This window comes from Azoarcus sp. L1K30 (genome assembly GCF_018122735.1).
Lineage (GTDB): Bacteria > Pseudomonadota > Gammaproteobacteria > Burkholderiales > Rhodocyclaceae > Parazoarcus.
On the sequence record NZ_JAGRRD010000001.1, the window covers coordinates 1,874,667 to 1,899,903 of the forward strand.

24 protein-coding genes and 2 tRNA genes are annotated in these 25,237 nt (G+C 62.4%); 13 read left to right on the plus strand and 13 right to left on the minus strand.

Translation table 11 applies throughout. The features are described from left to right. Positions 1-3: 3 nt before the first annotated feature. The 5 genes from J5J83_RS08505 to J5J83_RS08525 all read left to right on the plus strand — a co-directional run bounded on the left by J5J83_RS08505 (position 4) and on the right by J5J83_RS08525 (position 7,701). Entirely contained in the window at positions 4-4,002 is a 3,999-nt protein-coding gene (locus J5J83_RS08505) for an RHS repeat-associated core domain-containing protein (protein ID WP_212347880.1), read from the plus strand. Positions 4,003-4,409: 407 nt separating this feature from the next. Further along, on the plus strand, positions 4,410-4,790 hold the full coding sequence (locus J5J83_RS08510; RefSeq protein WP_212347883.1) for a hypothetical protein: 381 nt from the start codon (positions 4,410-4,412) through the stop codon (positions 4,788-4,790). A 416-nt stretch (positions 4,791-5,206) separates the two neighbouring features. Then, positions 5,207-6,937, plus strand: coding sequence for an RHS repeat-associated core domain-containing protein (locus J5J83_RS08515; protein WP_212347886.1), 1,731 nt, complete (start codon positions 5,207-5,209; stop codon positions 6,935-6,937). Then, on the plus strand, positions 6,925-7,305 hold the full coding sequence (locus tag J5J83_RS08520; RefSeq protein ID WP_212347889.1) for a hypothetical protein: 381 nt from the start codon (positions 6,925-6,927) through the stop codon (positions 7,303-7,305). Before J5J83_RS08515 ends, J5J83_RS08520 begins: the two co-directional genes overlap by 13 nt. A gap of 24 nt (positions 7,306-7,329) precedes the next feature. Then, positions 7,330-7,701, plus strand: a complete 372-nt coding sequence (locus J5J83_RS08525; protein ID WP_212347892.1) for a hypothetical protein — start codon at positions 7,330-7,332, stop codon at positions 7,699-7,701. 1 nt (position 7,702) lies between these two features. On the opposite strand, the gene istB is transcribed toward J5J83_RS08525, so the two are convergent. After that, positions 7,703-8,539, minus strand: a complete 837-nt coding sequence (istB, locus tag J5J83_RS08530) for an IS21-like element helper ATPase IstB (protein WP_212352900.1) — start codon at positions 8,537-8,539, stop codon at positions 7,703-7,705. Then, positions 8,539-9,951, minus strand: coding sequence for an IS21 family transposase (gene istA, locus J5J83_RS08535; protein ID WP_249115659.1), 1,413 nt, complete (start codon positions 9,949-9,951; stop codon positions 8,539-8,541). Before istA ends, istB begins: the two co-directional genes overlap by 1 nt. A gap of 19 nt (positions 9,952-9,970) precedes the next feature. Between istA and J5J83_RS23125 the strand changes: the two genes are divergently transcribed. Both J5J83_RS23125 and J5J83_RS08545 read left to right on the plus strand, forming a co-directional pair. Then, on the plus strand, positions 9,971-10,858 hold the full coding sequence (locus J5J83_RS23125; protein ID WP_212347895.1) for an RHS repeat-associated core domain-containing protein: 888 nt from the start codon (positions 9,971-9,973) through the stop codon (positions 10,856-10,858). Positions 10,859-10,872: 14 nt separating this feature from the next. Then, entirely contained in the window at positions 10,873-11,238 is a 366-nt protein-coding gene (locus tag J5J83_RS08545; RefSeq protein ID WP_212347898.1) for a hypothetical protein, read from the plus strand. A gap of 668 nt (positions 11,239-11,906) precedes the next feature. Here the strand turns inward: J5J83_RS08545 and J5J83_RS08550 are convergent. Beyond that, positions 11,907-12,839, minus strand: coding sequence for a LysR family transcriptional regulator (locus J5J83_RS08550; protein WP_212347901.1), 933 nt, complete (start codon positions 12,837-12,839; stop codon positions 11,907-11,909). Positions 12,840-12,957: 118 nt separating this feature from the next. Here J5J83_RS08550 and J5J83_RS08555 point away from each other — a divergent pair, with 118 nt between their 5' ends. The 6 genes from J5J83_RS08555 to J5J83_RS08580 all read left to right on the plus strand — a co-directional run bounded on the left by J5J83_RS08555 (position 12,958) and on the right by J5J83_RS08580 (position 17,228). Beyond that, positions 12,958-13,944: a 2Fe-2S iron-sulfur cluster-binding protein gene (locus J5J83_RS08555; RefSeq protein ID WP_212347904.1), complete on the plus strand. Its 987-nt coding sequence runs from the start codon at positions 12,958-12,960 to the stop codon at positions 13,942-13,944. A 72-nt stretch (positions 13,945-14,016) separates the two neighbouring features. Further along, positions 14,017-15,279, plus strand: a complete 1,263-nt coding sequence (locus tag J5J83_RS08560) for an aromatic ring-hydroxylating dioxygenase subunit alpha (RefSeq protein ID WP_212347907.1) — start codon at positions 14,017-14,019, stop codon at positions 15,277-15,279. Then, the gene (locus tag J5J83_RS08565; protein ID WP_212347910.1) at positions 15,276-15,767 is read left to right on the plus strand and encodes an aromatic-ring-hydroxylating dioxygenase subunit beta; all 492 of its coding nucleotides are present in this window, start codon (positions 15,276-15,278) and stop codon (positions 15,765-15,767) included. The genes J5J83_RS08560 and J5J83_RS08565 overlap by 4 nt, the downstream gene beginning before the upstream one ends. 10 nt (positions 15,768-15,777) lie before the next feature. Further along, complete coding sequence (locus J5J83_RS08570; protein ID WP_212347913.1) at positions 15,778-16,092, plus strand: non-heme iron oxygenase ferredoxin subunit; 315 nt, start codon at positions 15,778-15,780, stop codon at positions 16,090-16,092. A 169-nt stretch (positions 16,093-16,261) separates the two neighbouring features. Further along, on the plus strand, positions 16,262-16,717 hold the full coding sequence (locus tag J5J83_RS08575; protein ID WP_212347916.1) for a hypothetical protein: 456 nt from the start codon (positions 16,262-16,264) through the stop codon (positions 16,715-16,717). Positions 16,718-16,994: 277 nt separating this feature from the next. Then, positions 16,995-17,228: a DUF3460 family protein gene (locus J5J83_RS08580; RefSeq protein ID WP_249115935.1), complete on the plus strand. Its 234-nt coding sequence runs from the start codon at positions 16,995-16,997 to the stop codon at positions 17,226-17,228. A 196-nt stretch (positions 17,229-17,424) separates the two neighbouring features. Here J5J83_RS08580 and J5J83_RS08585 read toward each other — a convergent pair. The 10 genes from J5J83_RS08585 to J5J83_RS08630 form a co-directional block, all read right to left on the minus strand. Beyond that, positions 17,425-17,501 (minus strand) — tRNA-Pro (locus J5J83_RS08585). A gap of 48 nt (positions 17,502-17,549) precedes the next feature. Next, positions 17,550-17,930: a MerR family transcriptional regulator gene (locus J5J83_RS08590; RefSeq protein WP_212347923.1), complete on the minus strand. Its 381-nt coding sequence runs from the start codon at positions 17,928-17,930 to the stop codon at positions 17,550-17,552. Continuing rightward, positions 17,911-18,222 carry an integration host factor subunit alpha gene (locus J5J83_RS08595; protein WP_108947619.1) on the minus strand — a complete coding sequence of 104 codons (312 nt, stop codon included), beginning with the start codon at positions 18,220-18,222 and terminating at the stop codon, positions 17,911-17,913. The genes J5J83_RS08590 and J5J83_RS08595 overlap by 20 nt, the downstream gene beginning before the upstream one ends. Next, the gene (gene pheT, locus J5J83_RS08600) at positions 18,219-20,609 is read right to left on the minus strand and encodes a phenylalanine--tRNA ligase subunit beta (protein WP_212347926.1); all 2,391 of its coding nucleotides are present in this window, start codon (positions 20,607-20,609) and stop codon (positions 18,219-18,221) included. The genes J5J83_RS08595 and pheT overlap by 4 nt, the downstream gene beginning before the upstream one ends. Before the next feature lie 7 nt (positions 20,610-20,616). Beyond that, positions 20,617-21,648 (minus strand): phenylalanine--tRNA ligase subunit alpha, encoded by a 1,032-nt coding sequence (gene pheS, locus J5J83_RS08605; protein WP_212347930.1) that lies wholly within the window; start codon positions 21,646-21,648, stop codon positions 20,617-20,619. 69 nt (positions 21,649-21,717) lie between these two features. Then, a complete protein-coding gene (gene rplT / locus J5J83_RS08610; protein ID WP_108947616.1) occupies positions 21,718-22,077 on the minus strand; it encodes a 50S ribosomal protein L20 in 360 nt (119 codons plus the stop codon). A 12-nt stretch (positions 22,078-22,089) separates the two neighbouring features. Then, on the minus strand, positions 22,090-22,287 hold the full coding sequence (rpmI, locus tag J5J83_RS08615; RefSeq protein ID WP_108947615.1) for a 50S ribosomal protein L35: 198 nt from the start codon (positions 22,285-22,287) through the stop codon (positions 22,090-22,092). A 152-nt stretch (positions 22,288-22,439) separates the two neighbouring features. Beyond that, positions 22,440-22,964, minus strand: a complete 525-nt coding sequence (gene infC / locus J5J83_RS08620) for a translation initiation factor IF-3 (RefSeq protein WP_212352905.1) — start codon at positions 22,962-22,964, stop codon at positions 22,440-22,442. Between the two features lie 26 nt (positions 22,965-22,990). After that, on the minus strand, positions 22,991-24,907 hold the full coding sequence (thrS, locus tag J5J83_RS08625) for a threonine--tRNA ligase (protein WP_212347933.1): 1,917 nt from the start codon (positions 24,905-24,907) through the stop codon (positions 22,991-22,993). A 198-nt stretch (positions 24,908-25,105) separates the two neighbouring features. Beyond that, a tRNA-Val gene (locus J5J83_RS08630) sits at positions 25,106-25,182 on the minus strand. Between the last annotated feature and the right edge of the window lie 55 nt (positions 25,183-25,237).

The following is a 25,237-nucleotide window of genomic DNA, read 5'->3' on the forward strand; positions in this document are numbered from 1 at the left end:
CTCATGAGTGGCAAACCCGCCGCCCGCATCGGCGACTCGGTCGTCAAGGGCAAGATCGTCACCGGCTCGGCCACGGTGCTCATCGGCGACGCCGCCGAAGGCGCAGCCGACCGCTGCCCCACCTGCAAGCCCACCGTCGGCTGGCCCGTGAACCCGGTGCTCGGGGTCAAGCTGCTGCCGGCCGAGACCGACTTCGCCCTCGCCGCCCCCGTCCCCTTCGCCTTTACCCGCAGCTATGTGTCGAGCGACGCGCGCGACAGCGCCCTGGGCCCGGGCTGGTCCATCCCCGGCGAGGGCCTCGGGCTGGAGGTGAGCGACACCGCTACCGTGCTCATCGACGCCCAGGGCCGGCGTATTACCTTCGGTCCGCTCGCGCCCGGCGAGGCCCGCTTCTCGCCGTCCGAATCCCTGTGGATCCGCCGCGGCGGCCCGGTCGTCCCGCAGGCCGAGGCGCTGGCGCCGTGGACCGGGCGCTGGGCCTTCATCCCCGAGGCGCTGCAACACCAGCCCGAGGCGATCTTCGTCGTACGCGGCACCGAGGCCCTGCACTTTGCCCCCCAGGGCGACGCCTGGCGGCTCGTGGCCGAGTTCGACGCCCACGGCTACCGCACCGAGTTCGGCTGGCGCCAGGGCCGCCCGGCGACCGTGCTCGATAGCGCCGGGCGTCGCTATCTCTTCTTCTACGCCGTTGTGGCCGAACGCACTCGCCTGCACGGCGTGGCGCTGGTCCCCGCCTGCCCCTTGCCCTTCGCACCGCGCGATACGCCGCGCACGCCCTACGGTGTCGACCCGCACGCGCCCGAGACCGACTGGCTGGTGCGCTACGACTACGACAGCGCCGCCCGTCTCGTGGCCGTGCGTGACCGCAGCGGCCAGATCGTGCGCGAATTCACCTGGACCGGCTCCGTCATGGCCGGCCACAGCCAGCCCGGCGGCATTGCGCTGCACTACGAGTGGGATACCCCGGGGCCCGAGGGCCGGGTGCTGCGCCAGACCGAAACCGATGGGCTGAGCCGCCCGTTCGCCTACCATACCGGGTACACCGAGGTCACCGACAGCCTGGGGCGCACCGAGCGTTACCATTTCGAAGGCGAAGGCGCCGACACGCGCTGGACCGGCCACACCCGCGCCGATGGCTCGCAGCTGGCCTTCGAGTACGACGGCTTCGGCCGTCAGATCGCCAGCATCGACCCCCTGGGGCGGCGCACCACCTCGCGTTACGACGGCCAGGGGCGGCTCACCGCGCGCAGCCTGCCCGATGGCAGCGCCTGGCACTATGCGCTCGATGACGACACCGGCGCCGCGCGCGAGATCCGCGGCCCCGAGGGGATGACCTGGAAGATCCAGCGTGATGAACGCGCCCGCCCCGTGGTCGTCACCGCACCCGACGGCACCACCACCGCCTACACCTACGACGACATCCGCCTGCCCGACCGCCCCACCACCATCACCGATGCCCGCGGCGGGGTGCGCCGGCTCGAGTGGAACCGGCTGGGCCAGCTCACCACCCACACCGACTGCTCGGGCCGCAGCCACCACTTCGACTACGACGGCGAAGGTCGGCTACTGGCCGAGCGCAACGCACTGGGCGAGGCCACCCGCTATGAACATGACCGCCTCGGGCGCGTGACCACTGTCTTGCGCCCCGACGACAGTCGCATCGCTTACCAGTACGATACCTTGGGCCGTGTCACCCAGCTCACCCGCAGTGCCAAAGGCGAGGCGCATCCGCGCACCGACACCCTGGTGTGGGACCGCTTCGGGCGCCTCACCGCCTATCGCGATGCGGGCGGACTCACCCAGCGTTATCGCTACGATGAGGCTGGGCGCATGCTCGCCCTCATCAACGAGAACGAGGCCCAGACCCACTTTGCCTACGACGCGCTGGACCGCCTCATCACCGAGACCGGCTTCGACCGCCGTACCCAGCACTACACCTACAACGCCGCGGGCGAACTCATCGCCCGCACCGAGGCGAGCCTGCCCGGGGCGCCGGTGACGCGTTACGAACACAACGCCGTGGGCCGGCTCATCGCCCGTCACCTGCCAGCCACCGCGTGTGCGCCGGCGATCACCGAGCATTTCGCCTGGCGCGCCGATGGCCAGCTGGCCTCCTTTGCCAGCCCCACCGCCGAGGTGCGCTTCGCCTTCGATGCGGCCGGACGGGTGGTGCGCGAGTCGCAGTCGCATACGGACCAGACCGCGGATCCATGGCACTATGCTTGCGCCCACCGCCACGGTCTCCTCGGCCAGCCCGAGGCCGCCACCTATGGCGATGCCCCCGAGTGTGCGTGGCTCAGCTACGGCTCGGGCCACCTCCACGGCCTGCGCGTGGACGGCATCGAGATCGATTTCGAGCGCGATGCGCTGCACCGCGAGGTGTCGCGCAGCGTACGGCCCGACGGCCCTGCGCTGGGCGGCACCCCCATCCTGAGGGAAACCCGCGCCTACACCGCGCTCGGGCAGCTCTCCCGCAGCGCACTGGCTACACCCCACGCCGAGCCCCTGATACGCGAGTACGCCTACGACGCCCATGCGCATCTCGGCTCGATCCGCCAGCGCGATGGCGCCGGCACCCGCGCCATCGCCTACGCCTACGATGCCTCGGGCCGGCTCATCGCCAGCCAGCACGGGGCGCAGCGCCACGACTACCGCTTCGACCCGGCCGGCAACCGCCTCGATGTCACCGCCCCCGACGGCACGCTCTCAGCCCCGGCCGATGACGACTGGGCCCGCACCGTGGCGCGTAACCTGAGCGACCCCGAGTTCAACCTGCTCGGTGATGCCAAAGACGGCCGTCCTACCCCGAACACCGCACACTGGCCCGACAACCGCGTCACCGAGCTCGCCGGCGTCAGCAGCCGCTTCGATGGCGCGGGCAATCTGGTCGAGCGCACGCTCGCCGATGGCACGCGGCTCAAGTTCGGCTACGACGGTGCGCATCGGCTGGTGGCGCTCGAGCGGATCGCCCCCGACGGCACCCGAACACAGGCCATCTACGCTTACGACGCCCTCTCGCGCCGCATCGCCAAGACCGTCACCACCGGCCACGACACCCGCACCACCCGCTACGGCTGGGACGGCGAGCGGCTGGTGTGCGAGGCGACCGACACACTCACCACCACCCTCCTCTACGAGCCCGCCAGCTTCGTGCCGCTCCTGCGAATCGAACAGGACCGGGTCGAACCCGAGGACGCGGAAGACCGGGAGAATGCACGCGAGGAAAGCGCGCTCTTTGCGCAGATGTCGACGCTGCTGGCCGCGCACGGACTGGTCGTACCCGACCCGTTCAAGCCCGAGGCCCCACAAGCACGGGTGAGCGTGTTCGTGACCGATCATCTGGGCACGCCGTTGCGGCTGGTGGATCACAACGGCAAGACCCGCTGGGCAGCGCAGCCCGATGACTGGGCGGCAGTCGCGGCAGAAAACGGCATCAGACAGCCAATCCGGTTTCAGGGGCAGTGGCTCGATGAGGAGAGTGGGCTCTATTACAATCGGTACCGGTACTACGATCCACGGCAGGGGCGGTATGTGACGCAGGATCCGATTGGGTTGGCGGGAGGTGTGAATGCCTACGCGTACGTTGACGGGAATCCTGTTTCGCACATCGATTCACTCGGTTTGTTCAATCCAGCAAAGGCAACTAGCGCTTTAGGAAACGCGGTGATATCAGGAGCCTCGGCAGCTTCTGGCGGGATCAAGATCGCCATCGCAGCGGGCACATCGCCAGCGGCCGCAACAGGTGTTGGTGCGCTCCCTCCAACCGCATTGCTTGGATGGGGCACTTGGAATGTGAAATCGTCCATATCTGCTTGGAAAAGAGCTCGGCAGCAATGGAATGAGGCACTTTGCGAAGACTCGTCTCAAGCTGCATGGAAGAATTTCTATGGAATGCTGCCCGGCGGCACTCACTATGACGATCCGGGAGAAGCGACCGGTCCAATCAACTACATCGAAAGCCAAGGCTGGTGGAAGTTTATTAGCGAGTTTGGGTATCTATGATCGCCGTTGATCTACTCCTTGTGGTGCTAAGTGTAGTGACTGCATCAATCATAGTTTTATATGCCACATGGTTGTTCGCACATCGACTCAGGTTAGGCGAATCCAAGACGAAGAGTTTCCGAGAGTGGGTCAAACACATTCTTGAAGCAATCATGGGCTTGTAACGTGATCCATAGTGTTGGCCCGGGGCGCCGGTCACGCGTTACGATCACAACACTGCAGGCCGGCTCAACGCCAGTCACCTGCCGTCTATCGCGTGTGGGCCGGCGATCACCGAGCATTCGGCCTTACGCGCCGATGGCCAGCTGGCTGTAACGCAGCTGATCGACGCAAGTAGTATCTACGGGTATGTAAGGGGAAATCCGTTAAGCAACGTGGACCCGACAGGCCTGAGCTTCGCGTCGGCAATGAGCGATGCAACCGGTGGGTGCAGCAGCAACAGCTTCGTTGACGATGTAGTGAGCAACTTCGTCAACGTGCAAGACAGCACGTCACTGCTCAAGGCTGGGACATCCCTTGCCCTTGGCGGCCAGTTTGCGAAGCAGTACGGAGGACTAACCTTCGGCGGTGCTGCGATGGGGCTCGCCCGGGAGATGAGAAGTGGGTTCACGATGACCGGTATCGGTTCGCGGACCTTCTTGCAAGCTGCGGTTACGTCTGGTGCCACCTGGGCGGTCAACAGTGTTCTCATCAAAGGTGTGTTTGACGCTGGTGTCTTAGCCGGCTCCATCCTCAGGACGGCAGTGAATCGCGCAGCTTCCAGTGCAGCATGCACATGCAAAAAGTGACAATTTTACAAATTCGGCAAGGCGATTCACTGCCCTTGGTCAAAGGGCAGCAGTGGAAGCTCGGGCTTGCCGGAATCTTCCTAGCCATCGCAGGCGCTGGCCTCCTGATGCCTGATGGAATCGGAAGGGTACTGGCTGTTCCCGGTGGTGCCGTAGAGCTTGGAGCGACGGCGCTCTGCTGTGTAAGCTTGGCGTGGGCTGCCTATGCCATTCGATGCAGGTATTGTGGACTGAGACTCGTGACCTACGCGATGTCGCACCAGAGCATTGGACAATGGCTGCGTTGGCTATTGGCTGTGAAACGGTGCCCGAAGTGCGGCGCAGACCATGGCGGAAGACAACAGTGACATGCTTCGCTTCATGCCGCAGCGGCACCGGGGAAGCAGTGCGAGGGCGCCGGAATCAGGTCTAGCGTAGTGGCGCCCAGCTACGGCTCTGGCCACGTCCACGGCCTGCGCGTAGACGGCATCGAGATCGATTTCGAGCGCGATGCGCTGCACCGCGAGGTGTCGCATAGCGTACGGCCCGAAGGCCCTGCGCTGGGCGGCACCCCCATCCTGAGGGAAACCCGCGCCTACACCGCGCTCGGCCAGCTTTCACGCAGCGCACTGGCCACGCCCCACGCCGAGCCCCTGATCCGCGAGTACGCTTACGACGCCCATGCGCATCTCGCCTCCATCCGCCAGCGCGATGGCGCCGGCACCCGCGCCATCGCCTACGCCTACGATGCCTCGGGCCGGCTCATCGCCAGCCAGCACGGGGCGCAGCGCCACGACTACCGCTTCGACCCGGCCGGCAACCGCCTCGATGTCACCACCCCCGACGGCACGCTCTCAGCCCCGGCCGATGACGACTGGGCCCGCACCGTGGCGCGCAACCTGCGCGACCCCGAGTTCAACCTGCTCGGCAATAGCAAAGACGGCCGTCCTACCCCGAACACCGCACACTGGCCCGACAACCGCGTCACCGACCTCGCCGGCGTCAGCAGCCGCTTCGATGGCGCGGGCAACCTGGTCGAGCGCTCGCTCGCCGATGGCACGCAGCTGCAACTGGGTTACGACGGCGCACATCGCTTGGTGGCGCTCGAGCGGATTGCCCCCGACGGCACCCGCACACAGGCCACCTACGCTTACGATGCCCTCTCGCGACGCATCGCCAAGACCGTCACCACCGGCCACGACACCCGCACCACCCGCTACGGCTGGGACGGCGAGCGGCTGGTGTGCGAGGCGACCGAGACACTGACCACCACCCTCCTCTACGAACCCGCCGGCTTCGTGCCGCTCCTGCGTATCGAGCAGGACCGGGTCGAGCCCGAGGATGACGAAGACCGGGAGAATGCGCGCGAGGAATCCGCGCTCTTTGCGCAGATGCCGACGCTGCTGGCCGCGCACGGACTGGTCGTCCCTAACCCGTTCAAGCCCGAGGCCCCACAAGCGCGGGTGAGCGTGTTCGTGACCGACCACCTGGGCACACCGTTGCGACTGGTCGATCACAACGGTAAGACACGCTGGGCGGCGCAGTCCGATGACTGGGCGGCAGTCGCGGAAGAAAACGGCGTCAGACAGCCGATCCGGTTTCAGGGGCAGTGGGTCGATGAGGAGTCCGGGCTTTATTACAATCGGTACCGGTATTACGATCCACGGCAGGGGCGGTATGTGACGCAGGATCCGATTGGGTTGGTGGGGGGAATGAATAAATATGCCTATGTCAACGGGAATCCACTGAGACTTACGGACCCTTATGGCCTGCAAGCGTCGGGCGGTGGCGGAGGTGGTTCTGGCCCATGCTTCGACTTCGATAAATTTGCGAATCAAATCGAGGAGAACCGTTCCGGTACAGCGGCAGACTTGGCTACCCTCGCAGGCGCGGAGGCTGCCGGGACTATGCCCAAGACCCCCGGGGAGCTTCAGGGCCTCGGGGTACCGAAAAGCGAATTGAACCCTTGCACCAGCCAAATGAGCCGTTGGTCGAACCGGCTAGGCATGCGTGAACTCAGGACATTCGGGCGCACGGCTAAAGGAGTGGCACTCGGTGCAGTTGCTACGGGCGCGCTCATCTTTGACGGCTTCTACAACTGGGGAGTCATTGGGAAGGCTGCGTGGGATGCGACATCATTAGGAGGGAACTGCGGATGTCAAAAATAGACCTCCAAGCTCCCATGATCCACTCTGAAGAGGTGGTTCGGCAACACGCCTTGCAGAGGTTGGCAGAGGTGTTCCGTTTCCCCGAAAGCTCGCTGTCGAATGAAGCACGATTCGGCCACGAGTTGAAGGCTGCGCCGGCATCCGACTTCAAGTCAAACGAGTTCGATATCATTGACGACGACATCAAGGATGTGGCTGATAGTCTGCTTCTGAAGAAAATGTTGCAGGGGGTGCTTGTGATTCGTACCGTCGGCGAATACTGCGATCACATGGTGAAGTGCAGTTCGCTCAAACCCAAAGAAGTGGCGCGGGTTCTTCGCCTACCAGTCGAGGGGGCAGAGCAAACCGGGGCAGCCCACGACATCTGAAATGAATAGAGCTGCGGAAGAATATTGGTCAGACCACATTTAGTACCACGGCCTCCTCGGCCTGCGCGTGAACGGCATCGAGATCGATTTCGAGCGCAATGCGCTGCACCGCGAGGCGTCGCACAGCGCGATGGCACCCGCGCCATCGCCTGCGCCCCCGACGGCACCCGAACACAGGCCACCTATGCTTACGATGCCCTCTCGCGACGCATCGCCAAGACCGTCACCACCGGCCACGACACCCGCACCAACCGCTACGGCTGGGACGGCGAGCGGCTGGTGTGCGAGGCGACCGAGACACTCACCACCACCCTCCTCTACGAGCCCGACAGCTTCGTGCCGATCCTTCGCATCGAACAGGTGTCAAGGGCAAGCGAATTTTCCCCAGTGTGGTAATTCAAATTTCCCCACCCGGTTGAGATTGGTCGTCGAATGAACGGACGAGTCCGGCCTTGAGCTTTTCCTTGAGGCGATAGGAATTGCCCCGGATGTTCAGCGTTACGGCGTGATGCAGAAGGCGGTCGAGGATCGCGGTTGCGATCACCCGATCGCCAAACACCTCGCCCCAGGCGCCAAAGCTCTGGTTGCTGGTCAGGATCATCGGGCCGCGCTCATAGCGACGGCTGATCAGTTGGAAGAACAGGTTGGCGCCGATACGGTCAATCGGCAGGTAGCCGATTTCGTCAATGATCAGCAGGCGCGGTGTGGTGTAGAACTTGAGCTTCTCGTCCAGACGGCCGTCGGCCAAGGCCTTGCTCAGGGTGGCGATCAACTGCGCGGCCGAAGTGAAGAACACCCGATAGCCGGCCTCGATCGCTTTCAGGCCGAGCGAGACGGCCAAGTGTGTCTTACCCACGCCGGGCGGCCCGAGCACGATCACGTTGTCGCCGTGCTCGATGTACTGGCAACCAGCCAAGCTCAGTACCTGGCGTTTGTCGATGGAGGGCTGGTAGGCGAAGTCGAAGGTCTCAAGCGGTTTGACGAAAGGGAAGCGCGCCATGGCGGTGCGCATCGACACATTCTTGGCCGTCTTGGCCGCGACTTCCTCGCCGAGCACCTGCTCGAGGAAATCCGCGTAAGGCAGTTCCTGGGCTGCCGCATGCTGCAACAGCGCCTCCAGGCGTTCGGCGCTCTTTTGCAGGCGTAGCTTGTGCAGATGCTCGCCCAGGCGCTCCAGTTGAGCGGGTGTGGTGACCACGGTGGCGGTCGTGGATGAGCTCGCCGTTCGGGTCATCATGCCACCTCCCGCAATCCGTCGCCCAGCGCCCCGCTTTGCAGCAAGGTGTCGTAGATGGCCAGATCGCGCACCTCGACCGAGACGTCGTCGGGCAATCGCCGCAGGCCATCGGTCGCCATGGCGGCCGATGCATCCGCGTGGCGCTTGCGCGCATTGCGCATGGCCGCGCCGGGACCGTGCTGGGGGCAGACCGAGAGTTGGGCGCGGCCGGCCAGAACCGGGTGCTCCGCGACCAGTCGCCCACGGTGGTGAATCAGCCAGGTGCCGCCGGCGCGCACGACCTCGACGGTGCGGCCGATCAGGCCAAACGGAACGGAGTAGCGGTTGCCGTCGATCGACACCAGCCAGTCTTCGGCGACCACGCGGGAACGCACCATCGCCTGCAGGAAGCTCGCCTGGCTGGCAGTCGGCACAAGGGCGGGCACCTCGTCACCAAAGCGGTCGATGGGGCGCTGGTGGGTTGTGCCGTGGATGCGCAGGTCGGCGACCTGCGCCTGCCAGCACGCCAGTTGCCGGTTGAAGTCGTCCAGGTCGGCGAAGGTCCGGCCGGGCACGAAGTTGCGCTTGACGTACTTTACGCCAGACTCGACCTTGCCCTTCGTTTGCGCCCGATACGGCCGGCACAGCCGCGGCGTGAAGCCCCAGTGATCGGCAAAGGCGGCGAACGTCGTGTTGAACTGCGGGCGCCGATGGCCGTCGGTGTCGGTTACCGTGCCCAGGACCACGGTGCGCATGCGGTCGTAAAGCAGGCACTCGCAGCGACCACCGAAATGGGCAAAGGCTCGTTCGTGGGCGGCCAGCAGATCGGGGATGCGCTCGTGCAGGAAGCCTTCGGCGTACCCTCGTCGGCGATAGCCAAGGGTCATGACGAAGATGTGGACCTTCGTGCGCTGCTCGCCGAAGCGAACGCTGATCTGCCCCCAATCGACCTGCGCTTGCTCACCGGGCCCGGTCTCGAAACGGCGCTGGGTCAGGCCAGCCAGGCAGGCCTGGGCACGCAGGGGGCGAACAGCCAGTTTGACGGTCTCGTAACTGCCGGTGAAGCCGCGCTGCCCGCGTAACTCCTGGTACAGGATGCGTGCAGAGTAATTCACCTGCGGCGCCCGCTCGACGAGCCATGCCCGATGGGCATCGAGAACCCTCCCTGCGCCTTTCTCCCTTCGATACGGCGACCATGCTGCCTGTCGCAGAACGCCACGCACCGTCTTTCGATCCAGGTCGAACTCGCGGGCAATGACCGAGATGTTCGCACCCGCACCCCGCCGCTCATGAATCGCCTTCCATTGTTCGCGTCCGATCACGTCGCCCTCCGTGTCCGGTTTCAACCCGGACACGGTAACGCCAATGCTGGCCAGCGCCCTCGGGCGCTGGCCAGCATTCACACCGGACATCCTTTCTTCCCTTTCCATCACGTACTCCTTCAGGTGGATGGGTGGGGAAAATTCGATTACCACGAGTGGGGATTATTGGATTACCACTGACAAACAGGACCAGGCCGAACCCGAGGATGCGGAAGACAGGGAGAATGCGCGCGAGGAAACCGCGCTCTTTGCGCAGATGTCGACGCTGCTGGCCGCGCACGGGCTGGTCGTGCCCAACCCGTTCAAGCCCGAGGCCCCAAAAGCACGAGTGAGCGTGTTCGTGACCGACCATCTGGGTACGCCGTTGCGGCTGGTGGATCACAACGGCAAGACACGCTGGGCGGGGCAACCGGATGACTGGGCGGCAGTCGCGGAAGAAAACGGCATCAGACAGCCAATCCGGTTTCAGGGGCAGTGGCTCGATGAGGAGTCCGGGCTTTATTACAATCGGTACCGGTACTACGACCCAAAGCAGGGTCGGTATGTGACGCAGGATCCGATTGGGTTGATGGGGGGAGTAAACATTTATGGCTATGTCCGGGCGAATCCAGTTTCGAAAACTGACCCTACTGGTTTGGTAGAAGGATACGCACAAGCGGGGTATGGAGCTTCAATAATGGCCGGCTTGCTTGGGGGCAGTATTTCAGGCGGAGTATGTACGACAGGGAAGGAGGCTTGTACATATCAGACGGTTTGTATTCGCGTTGGTTTAGGAGTCTATGCAGGCTATGGTGGCCAAGTCGGCGGCGGCCTAGTTAGTAGTGGAATAGGTGACCTCGGAGGAGGAAGTCTTGGCATAGGCGGGGATTTGGGAGCGGGACCATCTGCAGGCGGCGGTGCTAGCGTAGGGATACCCAATGGTGGTGCTGTTGGCGGCGCCAAAGGACGAGGAGGAGCTGGCGTTGGCGTAGATGCTGGAGTTGATATGTGCTACACGTGGCTGCAATGTAAATGATGAGTCGGACAAAAATGCCGCAACTACCCCCGTTCTTACGCCTACTAATGCATCCGAGCCAGCTTGTACATCTATTGTGTTTGGCTGCTCTGTCCATCGTTATCTACGAGAACACTGCTCAAGGAAATCTGGCGTTCATGCTGCCGGTGTTATTCATGGGATTCTCTCTGGCTGCCGCCGGAATGTATCGCCTACTTTCACGCAGAGCGTTGATTGCTGACGCTATTGCCAGCCTTTCAATAACAGGTGCGATATCTATTTTGGTCACTGTCGGTCCGGTGACTTCAATGGAAAGGGCGTTGCTAAATGTGTTAATCCTGATTGGAGCAATAGCAATAGCCGTACAAATCAGGATTAACTCGGCTGATCGACGCAAGTAACATCTGGGCGCCTCGAAGAACCTCGGCCCTCAGGGGCAACGCAATTAATTGTCATTGTCCTAATCGAATATACCATAAGAATACTTCACCCATGAAAGCCATTCCCCATCCACACTTGCAGATACATAGTGTGTGAATCAAAAGTGTCAGAGTCGTTTGAAGCCGCTGGGCCGGCTCATTGCCCGTCACCTGCCGGCCACCGCGTGTGCGCCGGCGATCACCGAGCGTCTCACCTGGCGCGCCGGTGGGCACTTGGCATCCTTCACCAGCCACACTCGCTAGGCGCGCTTCGCCTTCGATGAGAAAGAGATTTCTGGGCGTACTCTGGCTACTCCTTGGCACAGGGCTGATTTTCTGGGCCGCAGGGAATGTGATCGGTGGCGACCTTTCGGTTGGAGGCAAGTACAGCCCTGCGGGTCGAGACAACGGGGGCGTTATCCTCATTGCACTCATCGGCATATGCTCAGTAGCCTATGGAGCGTTTGAACTACTCTTGGGACACGAAAACGGAAGATCTGACAAGGATAGCAAGTAGCTCCGGACAACGGAACGAGCCGGGTCCCGTAAGAGCCGCAAGCCGTCTCACCCAGCTCGCTGTCATAAGCGTCACCCCAGCTGCTCAAATGCCGCACTACACCGCCGGCCGCAACGTACTCGGTGTGGCGGAATTACCCATCGACTGCAGGCCCTAGCTTCGCACCATCGCTGAAGCGCTCGAACAGCAACTGACGCAACCAGCGGTTGGCCGGATCGCGGTGGTACTTGGCATGCCAGAACAGGTTGATCGGAATTTCCGGCAACGTGGCCGGATGCGCTGTGGTGACCAGATCGAAGGGCCCGGTGCAGCAGGCGGCGAAGCGTTCGGGTACGGTGGCGATCAGGTCCGTGCTTTGCAGGATGTGCCCCACCGCGATGAAATGCGGTACGACCATCCGCACCCGGCGGCGAACGCCGGCGCGGTCGAGCAGCGTATCCACTTCGCCGTGCCCGGTGCCGGCGGACACCACCACCACGTGCTCGAGTGACTGGAACCGGTCCAGCGTCATCGGTTCGTTCGCCGCAACATGCCCGCGCCGGAACAGGCAGACATAGCGCTGCCTGAAGAGCCGTTGCTGGAAGAAACCCGCCTGCAGCTGCGGCAACAGACCTACGGCCAGATCGACCCGGCCCGCCTCCATGTCTTCCTTGAGGCTTGCGCCGGTGTTGCGCACCGTGCTGATCCGTATGCCGGGTGCGGCCGAACTGACAACGCCCATCAGGGTCGGCAGGAAGTAGATCTCGCCGATATCGGTCACTGCCAGGGTGAAGGTGCGATCGCTCGAAGCCGGATCGAAGGTCGACTGCTGATTGAGCGCACTGTGGATCGCACTCAGCGCGTAGCTGACGGGTTCGGCCAGCTGCAGCGCATACGGTGTCGGCTCCATGCCGCGCGCAGTGCGCACGAACAACTCATCCCTCAGATGGGTACGCAGGCGTTTGAGCGCGTTGCTGACCGCCGGCTGCGTCAATCCGAGCGCTTCGGCCACGGCCGACACCCGCTTGTCGATCAGCAGCTGGTTGAATACGAGCAGCAGATTGAGGTCGAGGTCACGCAACTGCATTCGGCTTTACCTATATTCACAGCAGTGATGTGAAAACTATACATACGTTTATCGACTGATATTACATCTTTATCCATGATGTGCCCAACGCCTCACCACGCTTCGGGACACTGCAATCATGGAACTCCTCGTACGCCCCTCGAATCGGCGCCTCGCCTTCTCCAGCGGCTCGAACCTGCTTGACGTACTGCGCAAGAACGAGGTGCCCGTGTCCTACAGCTGCATGTCGGGACGCTGCGGCACCTGCCGTTGCCGCGTCATCGACGGCGACATCATTGACGAGGGCCCGGAGGCCGGCCGGCCGAACCTGATCGGCGAGCGCCACGTGCTGGCGTGCCAATCCGTGCTGACCGGCAATTGCGCCATCGAAATTCTCGAAGCGGACGAAATCGTGAATCACCCGGCGCGGATCATCAAAGGCACCGTGGTCGGCATCGAGCCGGTGACGCATGACATCATCAAGCTGCGGATGCGCCTGGCCAAACCGCTCGAATTCTCGCCCGGGCAGTACGCGACGCTGCAATTCAGCCCGGACCATGCGCGTCCGTATTCCATGGCGGGCTTGCCATCCGACGAGGAGATGGCGTTCCACATCCGCAAGGTGCCGGGCGGACGGGTGACGGAGTACATTTTCTCCACGATCAAAGCCGGGGCGGCGATCAAGGTGAGCGGGCCGCTCGGGACAGCGTATCTGCGCCGCACGCACACCGGCCCGATGCTGTGCGTCGGCGGCGGGACCGGCCTTGCGCCCGTGCTGTCGATCGTGCGCGGCGCAATCGAAGCGGGCATGCGCAATCCGGTCCATCTCTACTTCGGCGTCCGCAGTGAGGCGGATCTTTATAACGCCGATGACCTGCAGGCCCTCGCGGCAAGCACGCCGAACCTCACCGTGCACATCGTCATCGCCAGCGGCAAGGCGGGCCAGGGGCAGCGCAGCGGACTGGTTACCGACGCCATCGAACACGATCTGCCCGACCTGAACGGCTGGCGCGCCTATCTGTGCGGCGCACCGGCCATGGTCGAAGCGCTCAGCCTGCTGGTGACGCGCCTGGGGATCAACCCGTCCCATGTGCATGCCGACGCTTTCTATCCCAGCGGTACCTGATCCCGCCCGCCGCCTGGCGGAGAACCGCGGGGCACCGCCCGCACATTCAAAAAACACAGAGGAGACCACATCATGAGCGGAATTCCGACGGTATTTCCCACGAATCCCAAGTGGCAGGGCGACGGCTCGAGCCGCATTCCCTTCTGGGCCTATACACGCGAGGACCTGTACCGGAAGGAACTGGAGCGCTTCTTCTATTCGGGCCACTGGTGCTATGTCGGCCTCGAAGCCGAGATTCCCAACCCGGGCGATTTCCGCCGCACCGTCATCGGTGAACGCTCGGTGATCATGGTTCGCGACATGCAGGGCGAGATCAGCGTGGTGGAAAACGTCTGCGCGCACCGCGGCATGCGCTTCTGTCGAGAGCGTCACGGCAACCGCAAGGACTTTTTCTGTCCCTATCACCAGTGGAACTACAGCCTGCAGGGCGACCTTCAGGGCGTGCCCTTTCGCCGTGGCGTCAAACAGGACGGCAAGGTCAATGGCGGCATGCCAAAGGAATTCAAACTCGAGGAACACGGGCTGACCAGACTCAAGGTGGCGACACGCGGCGGGGTGGTGTTCGCCTCGTTCGATCAGGATATCGAATCGCTCGAGGACTTTCTCGGCCCCACCATCCTGCAGTACTTCGACCGCGTCTTCAACGGTCGCACACTCAGGATTCTCGGCTACCGCCGCCAGCGCATTCCCGGCAACTGGAAGCTGATGCAGGAGAACATCAAGGACCCTTACCACCCGGGTCTGCTCCACACATGGTTCTCGACTTTTGGCCTCTGGCGTGCGGACAACAAGTCGGAACTCAAGATGGACGCGCACTTTCGTCATGCGGCGATGATCTCGACCCGAGGTCAGGGCGGAAAGAATGAAGAAGTGGTGAGTGGCGTCGACAGCTTCAAGGAGAAGATGCAGGTCAACGACCCGCGCCTGCTCGACATCGTGCCCGAGCCGTGGTGGAACGGCCCGACCGCGGTGATGACCACCCTCTTCCCCAGCGTCATCATCCAGCAACAGGTCAATAGCGTGTCGACCCGTCACATCCAGCCCAACGGTCACGGCTCATTCGACTTCGTGTGGACGCACTTCGGCTTCGAGGACGATTCCGAGGAGTGGACGCAGCGCCGGCTCATCCAGGCCAATCTCTTCGGTCCTGCGGGCTTCGTCTCGGCCGACGACGGCGAAGTCATCGAGTGGTCGCAGGAAGGCTTCGAGCAGAACCCGTCGCACCGAACCGTCGTCGAGATGGGCGGCTACGAGATCGAAGACACCGACCACATGGTGACCGAAACGCTGATCCGAGGCATGTACGCCTACTGGCGCAAAGTGATGGGGGAATGATGATGATCGACTTTCAGACCTATTTTGAACTGCTGAACCTCTACGGCGACTACGCCATGGCCGTCGATTCCTCCGACTGGGAGAAGTGGCCCGAATTCTTCGTCGAGGATGGCACCTACCGCCTGCAACCGCGGGAAAATCTCGAACAGGGATTGCCCCTGTGCCTGCTTGCGCTGGAAAGCAAGGCGATGATCAGGGACCGGGTCTACGGGGTAAAGGAAACCATGTATCACGACCCCTACTACCAGCGCCACATCGTCGGCATGCCGCGAGTGATCTCGGTAGAGCGCGGCCGCGATGCCGACACCATCCACGCCGAAGCCAATTACACCGTGATCCGTACCAAGTACGACGGCGAGTCGACGGTGTTCAACGCGGGCTACTACCGCGACGTGATCGTACGAACACCCGAGGGCTTGCGACTGAAGTCCCGCCTGTGCGTGTACGACACCGAGATGATTCCGAACTCCATCATTTATCCGATCTGAGGCCGACGTCATGACATTCAACTGGATAGACGCCATCGACGTCAGCGCCGTGCCGGCCGGTGATGTGCTCGGCATCGCGGTTGCCGGACGCGACGTCGCACTCTACGAAGTCGACGGCGAAATCTTCGCCACCTCGAACATCTGCACCCACGGCCATGCCCGCATGAGCGACGGCTTTCTCGAAGGCCGCGAAGTCGAGTGCCCCTTGCATCAGGGCAGATTCGACGTCTGTTCGGGCAAGGCCCTGTGCGCCCCGCTGACCGAGGACATCCCGATTTACCCCGTCAGGATCGAGAACGGCCGGGTCTTCATCTGCCTCGACTGAACGCCCCATCGCGGCCGACCAAACGGCCGCCACTACGTGAGTGAGAGAGACATGAAAAGCCTTCGGAAATGGCCCCTTCCCGCGCTGATGCTGGCTGCCGCGTCGGGCATGCGTACTGGGTGCATGAGCCGCACCCGGACCTGACAGGCAACACCAGGGAGCGGATCGCATGAGCGAACCTGAATCCACCGCATTGTGCATCATCCGCGCCGAGCGCCGCGCGCTGGCAGCCGTCATCAACACCATGAGAACCATGATCGGCGAAATTCGAGCGGGTCGCATGAAGCCTGACTTCCGCCTCTTCTGGGGCATGGTTCAGTACATCGATGCCTTTCCTGAACGAGTTCGCCACCCCAGGAAAGAGGACTGGCGCTTCGATCGCATCCGCCAGCGCACACTTCTCGCCGACGCGCTGATCGCCGAACTGGGCACGCAGCACCGCACCGAAGGACAACTGGGCGCATTGCGAAAATGCCTCGGTGACTTCGAAGCAGGCATAACAGGTGCGCTTGAGGGACTGGATGCCGCCATCGAGACGTATGCCGAATACTCATGGGCACACGTGGATCTGGAAGCGCTTGAACTGCTGCCCCGTGGCGAGGCTCTGCTAACCGATGCCGACTGACAAGACATTGTCGATGTCATCGAACTTGACGGTAGTCCGCTCATTGGCCGGACGGCGGGCGAGCGCTTTGCCCGACTGTTCCACAGCCATGTCGAGCCCCCCATTGGACTCGGTAGCAGATGTTCGGGGACGGCGCACCGGCCCCGGATCTGAAAGCAACGCCCGCAACATGGCACGTCCGTCGGATTCTCGGAACCGGTAGATCGTTGTAACCCTCTACCCAATGTAGGCCGGTCACCGCCGGCCATGGTGCCCAACGTTACGAAAGTGGGGCGTGATGCATCTATTTGACCGCCACAACGCCACCAAGCAGCGCGCCTACGTGTCTGATTTCACGCGTCTCATGGACGAATTCATGGCCGCGCATCCGGAAGAGCGCCGCTCACAGCGTGAGGGTTGGTACATCTTCTGGGACAGGCGGGTCGATTTGAAGGCGCAACGTGAGCACGAGGAAAGCGAGGTGCCAACACCGGCATATTACTACTTCGAGTTGACCGACACCCACCATTAAGGACGCCGCGCGTTGAGTATCGGGCCATGGTGCCGCACGGCCAGATCAGACGTCGCCAGGCAGTTTCCCCGTCATCCCTGACCTGGCCGTGCCGCCCGCCTCGACGGCTGGCGTCGTCAATGAAACGGGTCGGGAGACGAACACCCCGCGCAAAACAAAGGCCACTCCGAGGAGTGGCCAAAGTTCTTGATTCTGTTGGTCGGGGCGGTGGGATTCGAACTCACGACCCCTTGCACCCCATGCAAGTGCGCTACCAGGCTGCGCTACGCCCCGACACAAGCCGGCATTATAGCAGGCCATTTGAACTTTACCAGCAAAAAATCAGGTCTTCAGCTGGGCAAGCAGTGCTTCGATTTCCGCACGCACCTCGGCCAGCGTCGCCTTGTAACGTGCTTCGGCCTCAGCCTCTTCATGCTGATGAATGGCGGCTTCCCCGAGCCGGTTACGCGCCCCGGAAATGGTGAATCCCTCGTCGTACAGCAGATGGCGGATGCGGCGTACCAGCAGCACTTCGTGATGCTGGTAGTAGCGCCGGTTGCCACTGCGCTTGACCGGCTTGAGCTGGGTGAACTCCTGCTCCCAGTAACGCAGCACATGCGCCTTCACCCCGCACAGCTCACTGACCTCACCTATGGTGAAGTAGCGCTTGGCAGGAATCGGCGGCAGGGCTGCCGTCGCCGGTTCAGGGTTGCTTGCTTGCATCGCTGAGTTCCTCTACCGCGGCCTTGAGCTTCTGGCTGGCATGGAAGGTCACCACCCGACGAGCCGTAATCGGAATTTCCTCTCCGGTCTTCGGATTACGCCCCGGACGCTGAGGCTTGTCGCGCAGCTGGAAGTTACCGAAGCCGGACAGCTTGACGCTGTCGCCCCGTTCCAGCGCGGTCCGGATCTCCTCGAAGAAACCCTCGACCATGTCTTTCGCTTCACGCTTGTTCAAACCGACCTGCTCGAAGAGCAGATCGGCCAGTTCCGCCTTGGTCAACGTCACATTCATTCTCCAGACCCACGCAGTCGCGCACCCAGCGTGAGCTCGGCATGGCGGAGCAAGTCAGACATTGCGGTCTCTACCTCTGCATCTTCAAGGGTCCGTTGAGTATCTTGCATCAACACACTGAAAGCAAGGCTCTTCTTGTCGGGGTCGATGCCCTTGCCATGGTAGACATCGAACAGGCTGATTTCGCGCACGACCGCCGGCGCGGCTTCACGCAAGACCGCCAGCACGCGTGCGGCACTGACGTCCTGACCGACCACCAGCGCGAGGTCACGGGCGACCGCAGGCATGCGCGACACCCCGCCTGAGACGGGCAGCACGGCCTCCAGCGCCGCATCGAGCTCGACCTCGAACACGACCGGGGCCGTGCCCAGGTCATAGCGCTGCACCCAGACCGGATGCAGCTCGCCAATGACGCCGATTCGCCGCCCTTCCAGCATGACCACCGCCGCCCGTCCCGGATGCAGGGCCGGATCGGACAGTCGCTCGAAACCGAGCACGCGCGGCGCGAACAAGGCCTCGAGGTCGCCCTTGAGGTCGAAGAAATCCACCGGACGGCTGCGCTCGCCCCACTGCTCGGGCACCACGGGTCCGGCCGCCAGCGCGCTCACCCGACGCGGCTGGTGAAAGCCGCTCACCGGCTGACCATCGGCCTTGCGTTGGAAACAGCGCCCGAGTTCGAAAACCCGGACACGATTCAACTGACGCTTGCGGTTGGTCGCCAGATTGGCCACCAATCCCGGAATCAGGCTCGAGCGCATCACGCTCATCTGGCTGGCAATCGGATTCGCCAGGCGAATCGGGTTCTCGTTGGCGCAGAAGTCGCGCTCCCAGGCCTCTTCGACGAAGGCGAAATTGACCACCTCCTGGAAGCCACGCGCCGCGAGCAGATGGCGAACATCCCATTCGCTGCGGTCCGACTCGCTGCGTTCGAGCATGACCAGACGACCCAGCGGCGCCACCGCCGGAATGTTGTCGTAGCCGTGCAGGCGTGCCAACTCCTCGATCAGGTCTTCCTCGATCTCGATGTCGAAACGGAAGGATGGCGGCGTCACGCGCAGCGACTCGCCTTCCTTGCTTACGTCCAGATGCACTCGTTCGAGCAGCGCCTGCATGGCTTCGTCGGCCATGTCGATGCCAAGCACCCGGCGTGCGCGCGCCGGGCGCAGTGTCACCGCCGGGCGTACGGGCAGGGAGCCCGCTGCCAGGGCTTCCTCCACCGGACCAGCAGCGCCACCGCAGATATTCAGGATAAGTGCCGTGGCACGCTCGATGGCCGGACGGGCGAGCTCGAAATCCACGCCACGTTCAAAACGGTGCGAGGCGTCGGAGGAGAAGCCGTAAGCGCGGGCGCGTCCCGCGATGGCGTCGGGCGCAAAGAACGCGCTCTCGAGGAAGACATCGGTCGTCTCGAGCGTGATGCCGCTGTCTTCGCCCCCCATGATGCCGGCCAGCGCCAGTGCGCAGCGCTCGTCTGCGATCAGCAGCGTATCCGCCGCCGGCGTCACGGTCTGCTCGTTGAGCAACAGCACCTGTTCGCCAGCCTTCGGCATGCGTACATGGATCGCGCCGTCGAGACGGGTATTGTCGAAGGCGTGCAGCGGCTGTCCGAGTTCGAGCATGACGTAATTGGTGATGTCGACCAGCGCGCTAATCGAGCGGATGCCGCTGCGTTGCAGACGTTGCTTCATCCAATCGGGTGTCGGCGCCTTCGCATTGACACCCTTGAGCACTCTGCCACAGTAACGCGGACAAGCCTGGGGCGCATCGAGCACGATCGCCCGGCGATCATCGATCGACGGCGCCACCGCAGCAATTTCGGGTCGCACCAGCGCCACGCCGGTCAGTGCAGCCACTTCGCGCGCGACGCCGCTCAGGCTCAGACAGTCGGAACGGTTCGGCGTGAGCTTGATGGTAAACAGCGTGTCGTCGAGGGCGAGATAGTCGCGAATGTCCGCGCCCACCGGCGCATCGTCGGGCAGCGCATACAAGCCGCCATGATCGTCGGAAAGGCCGAGCTCGCGCTCCGAGCACAGCATGCCGAAGGATTCGATGCCGCGCAGCTTTGCTGCCTTGATGGCGAAATCGCCCGGCAGCATCGCGCCGACCTTGGCACACGGCACCTTCATGCCGACGGCCGCATTGGGCGCGCCGCAGACGATCTGCAGCAGTTCGCCGGTGCCCGCATCGACCTTGCACAGCTTGAGCTTGTCGGCATTCGGATGCTTCTCGGCCTCGACGATCTGCGCGACAACGATGCCGGTGAACGCCGGCGCCACGGCATCAGCCTCCTCCACCTCGAGACCAGCCATGGTCATCAGGTGACCCAGCGCAGCGCTGTCAAGAGGCGGATTGGCAAAGGTCCGCAGCCAGTTTTCGGAAAATTGCATGATTCACTTACCTGAATTGGCTCAAGAAACGCAGATCGCCCTCGAAGAAGAGACGCAGATCGTTGACGCCGTAGCGCAGCATGGTGAGACGGTCCGGCCCCATGCCGAAGGCAAAGCCGGTGTAGCGCTCGGGATCGATGCCGCCAAGACTGAGCACGTTGGGATGGACCATGCCGCAACCTGCGATCTCCAGCCAGCGCCCTTCGAGCGCACCGCTCATGAACGCGACGTCGATTTCAGCCGAAGGCTCGGTAAACGGGAAGAACGACGGGCGGAAACGAACCTGAAGATCGTCGGTCTCGAAGAACTTGCGTAGGAAATCCGCGATCACGCCCTTGAGGTCGGCGAAGCTGACGTTCTCGCCCACCCACAGACCTTCGACCTGATGGAACATCGGCGAATGCGTGGCATCGGAATCCACCCGGTACACCCGCCCCGGCGCAATGACACGGATGTCGGGCATGGTGTCGAGGTGCCTGTAGCGCTCGACATGCGCCATCATGGCGCGGTTCTGCACCGGACTCGTATGCGTGCGCAGCAGGACGTCGCTGCGGCCTTCGAGATAGAAGGTGTCGTGCATCGAACGCGCGGGGTGATTCTCCGGCGTATTCAAGGCGGTGAAGTTATGCCAGTCGGTCTCGATTTCCGGTCCGTCGGCGACCACGAATCCGATCGAACGGAACAGACTCTCGACGCGCTCGAGCGTGCGGCTGACCGGGTGCAAACCACCGCCGATCCCGCCCCGCCCCGGCAAGGTCACATCCAGCGCCTCGGCCGCGAGCTGTTGCAGCAATGCCGCCTCGCGCAAGGCCTGACGGCGCGCCTCGAGCGCGGCTTCGATCGCGACCTTTGCGCGGTTGATCGCAGCACCCGCTTCGCGCTTCTGTTCAGGCGCGAGCTTGCCGAGCGCCTTCAGCTGTTCCGTCAGCGAGCCACTCTTGCCAATAAAACGCGCCTTTGCCTGCTCAAGCTGGGCGCCATCGGCAGCCGCGGAGAATGCCTCCTCAGCCTGTTGAACCAGTTGATCGAGCTTATCCATGTCCCTGCCATCTGGGGAAATTCAGAAAAAAAAAGGAGGCCAGGCCTCCTTTTTTCGGGCTGCGAGCAATTACGCAGCGATTTGGGCCTTGGCTTGCGCGACGAGCGCTGCAAACGCCGGCTTGTCGAACACGGCCAGGTCGGCCAGCACCTTGCGGTCCACTTCCACAGCAGCCTTCTTCAGGCCGTTCATGAACACGCTGTAGGTCAGACCGCACTCACGCGCAGCGGCGTTGATACGGACGATCCACAGGGCACGGAACTGACGCTTCCTTTGACGACGGTCACGGTAGGCGTACTGACCGGCCTTCATCACCGCCTGCTTGGCGATGCGATAGACGTTCTTGCGACGGCCGCGGTAACCCTTGGCCTGTACGAGGACTTTCTTGTGACGTGCGCGGGCTGTTACACCACGTTTAACTCTGGGCATGGCGGTCTCCTATCAAGCGTAAGGCAGCATGGCGCGAATCAGCTTTTCGTCGGCCGCATGAATTTCCTTCATGCCGCGCAGCTGGCGCTTGCTCTTGGTGGTCTTCTTGGTAAGGATGTGGCGCTTGAACGCCGATGACCGCTTGATCCCACCGCTGGCGCGAACCTTGAATCGCTTCTTGGCTCCGCTCTTGGTCTTCATCTTGGGCATTTCTGAGACTCCGAGTTTATAGAATGCCGTCAGGTAGTACCGATACAGGTACGTTTGACACCCAACACCACTTGTTTTCCGCCGTCACCCATCAACTGGATGACGCCGGCTTCGCTCCCGGACAACCGGGAGCAAATCCTGAAACCGCGCGATCAGCGATTCTTCTTGATCGGCGCGATGACCATGACCATTTGACGCCCTTCCATCTTGGGCATCTGCTCAACCTGACCGAGCTCTTCGAGATCGGCCTTCACTCGCTCAAGCTGACGCAGACCGAACTCCTGGTGCGCCATTTCACGTCCGCGGAAGCGAAGGGTGACCTTGCACTTGTCGCCCTCGTCCAGGAAGCGCTTCAGATTGCGAAGCTTGATCTGGTAGTCGTTCTCGTCCGTACCCGGACGCAGCTTGACTTCCTTGATCTGGATCTGCTTCTGCTTCTGCCGTGCCTCGTGGGCCTTCTTCTGCTCCTGATACTTGAACTTGCCCAGATCCATCACCCGGCAAACCGGGGGTTCCGCCATCGGCGCGATCTCGACAAGGTCCAGCCCGATTTCTTCTGCTGCTTCGAGGGCAATTCTCAGGGGAACAATACCCAGCGGTTCACCGTCTTCACCGACCAGCCGAACCTCAGGCGCGGTGATCTCCCCGTTGACGCGCTGCTTTTTTTCTTGAGCGATGGTTCAATTCTCCACAAATACCAATATCAGACCGAGCCGGCTTTCGCTTCGATTTCGCGATGCCAGCGTTCGATCAGCGACTCTAGGGACATTTGGCCAAGATCCTGGCCACCCCGGACGCGCACAGCAACCACCCCGGCGGACTTTTCCTTTTCGCCGATCACAATCTGGTAAGGCAGCTTGTGCACGCTATGTTCGCGGATTTTATAGTTAATCTTTTCGTTACGCAAATCCGCCTCGACCCGGAAGCCCGCTTTCTTGAGTGCCTGCACGACTTCCTGCGTATATTCGGCCTGGCCTTCCGAGATATTCATCACGACCGCATGAACCGGCGCCAGCCACAGCGGCAAAGCGCCCGCGTGATGCTCAATTAGGATACCGATGAAGCGCTCGAGCGATCCCAGGATGGCGCGATGCAACATCACCGGATACTTCTTGGTATTGTCTTCCGCGACGTATTCGGCTTCGAGACGAACCGGCAGATTGAAGTCCAGCTGCAGCGTACCGCATTGCCACACGCGACCCAGACAGTCCTTCAGCGAAAACTCGATCTTCGGACCGTAGAAAGCCCCCTCGCCCGGCTGCACTTCATACTCGAGCGCCTGCGCATCGAGCGCAGCCGCAAGCGCCGCTTCGGCCGCATCCCATTGGGCGTCGTCACCGACACGCTTGTCCGGACGCGTCGACAGCTTGACGATCACATCGTTGAACCCGAAATCAACGTACACCTTCTGCAGCAGGCGAATGAACTCGGCCGCCTCCTCCTGCACCTGCTCGTCGGTACAGAAGATGTGCGCGTCGTCCTGCACGAAATTGCGCACACGCATGATGCCGTGCAGCGCCCCGGAGGGCTCGTTGCGGTGACAGGAGCCAAACTCCGCCATCCGCAGCGGCAAATCGCGGTAGCTCTTCAGACCCTGATTGAAGATCTGGATGTGACAGGGGCAGTTCATCGGCTTCACCGCGTAATCGCGCTTCTCCGACTGCGTCGTGAACATGAGGTCGGAATACATGCCCCAGTGACCGGACTTCTCCCATAACGAGCGATCGACGATCTGCGGCGTCTTCACCTCCTGATAACCGCGATCGTTGATGGTCTTGCGCAGATACTGCTCGACCTGCTGCCACAGCGTCCATCCCTTGGCATGCCAGAACACCATGCCCGGCGCCTCTTCCTGCATATGGAACAGGTCGAGCTGACGACCGAGCTTGCGATGGTCGCGCTTCTCGGCCTCCTCCAGCATGTGCAGATAGGCCTCGAGATCTTCCTTCTTGACCCAGGCCGTGCCATACACGCGCTGAAGCATCTCGTTCTTCGAATCACCCCGCCAGTAGGCCCCGGCGAGCTTGGTGAGCTTGAACACCTTGAGCTTGGCCGTGCTCGGCACATGAGGGCCACGACACAGGTCGATGAAATCGCCCTGACGATAGAGCGAGACATCCTCATCGGACGGGATCGACGCAATGATCTCGGCCTTGTAGTTCTCGCCGATGCCCTTGAAAAACTCGACAGCCTTGTCCCGCGCCCACACTTCGCGCGTCACCGGAAGCTCACGCTTGACGATCTCCGCCATGCGCTGCTCAATGGCCGCCAGATCCTCCGGCGTAAACGGGCGCTTGTACGAAAAATCGTAGTAGAAGCCATTGTCGACCACCGGACCGATCGTGACCTGGGCGTCGGGGAACAGCTCCTTGGCCGCATGCGCGAGCAGGTGCGCCGTGGAATGGCGAATGACCTCCAGCCCTTCCGGATTCTTGTCGGTGATGATCGCCAGCGCGGCATCGGACTCGATACGGTGCGACAGGTCGACCAGCTTGCCATCGACACGCCCCGCCAGCGAGGCCTTGGCCAAACCCGTACCGATCGAAGCAGCGACCTCACCAACCGTAACCGGATGGTCGAATTGACGAATTGAACCATCGGGGAGCGTGATGTTCAGCATGATCTATTGGCCTCTGACTGGATGAACCACCGATTCACGGCAATTCTGATAATGCGCTCTTGGTTGCACTGCACAAAACGTGGACGAAAAAAAAGTGCGGTCGAACCGCACTTTTTCTTCAAGCAGACAAGCGGACCCGACCTGTTCAGTTTCCGGCCTCGGTAGTAGTTCGGAACATGGCAAATCGACTCCAAGTGTTGGTAGGCGCGATTGGACTCGAACCAACGACCCCCACCATGTCAAGGTGGTGCTCTAACCAGCTGAGCTACGCGCCTGCTAAGAGCCGCGAATTATAGGCACTTTCCGGAAAGTGTCAAACAATTTCTGAAT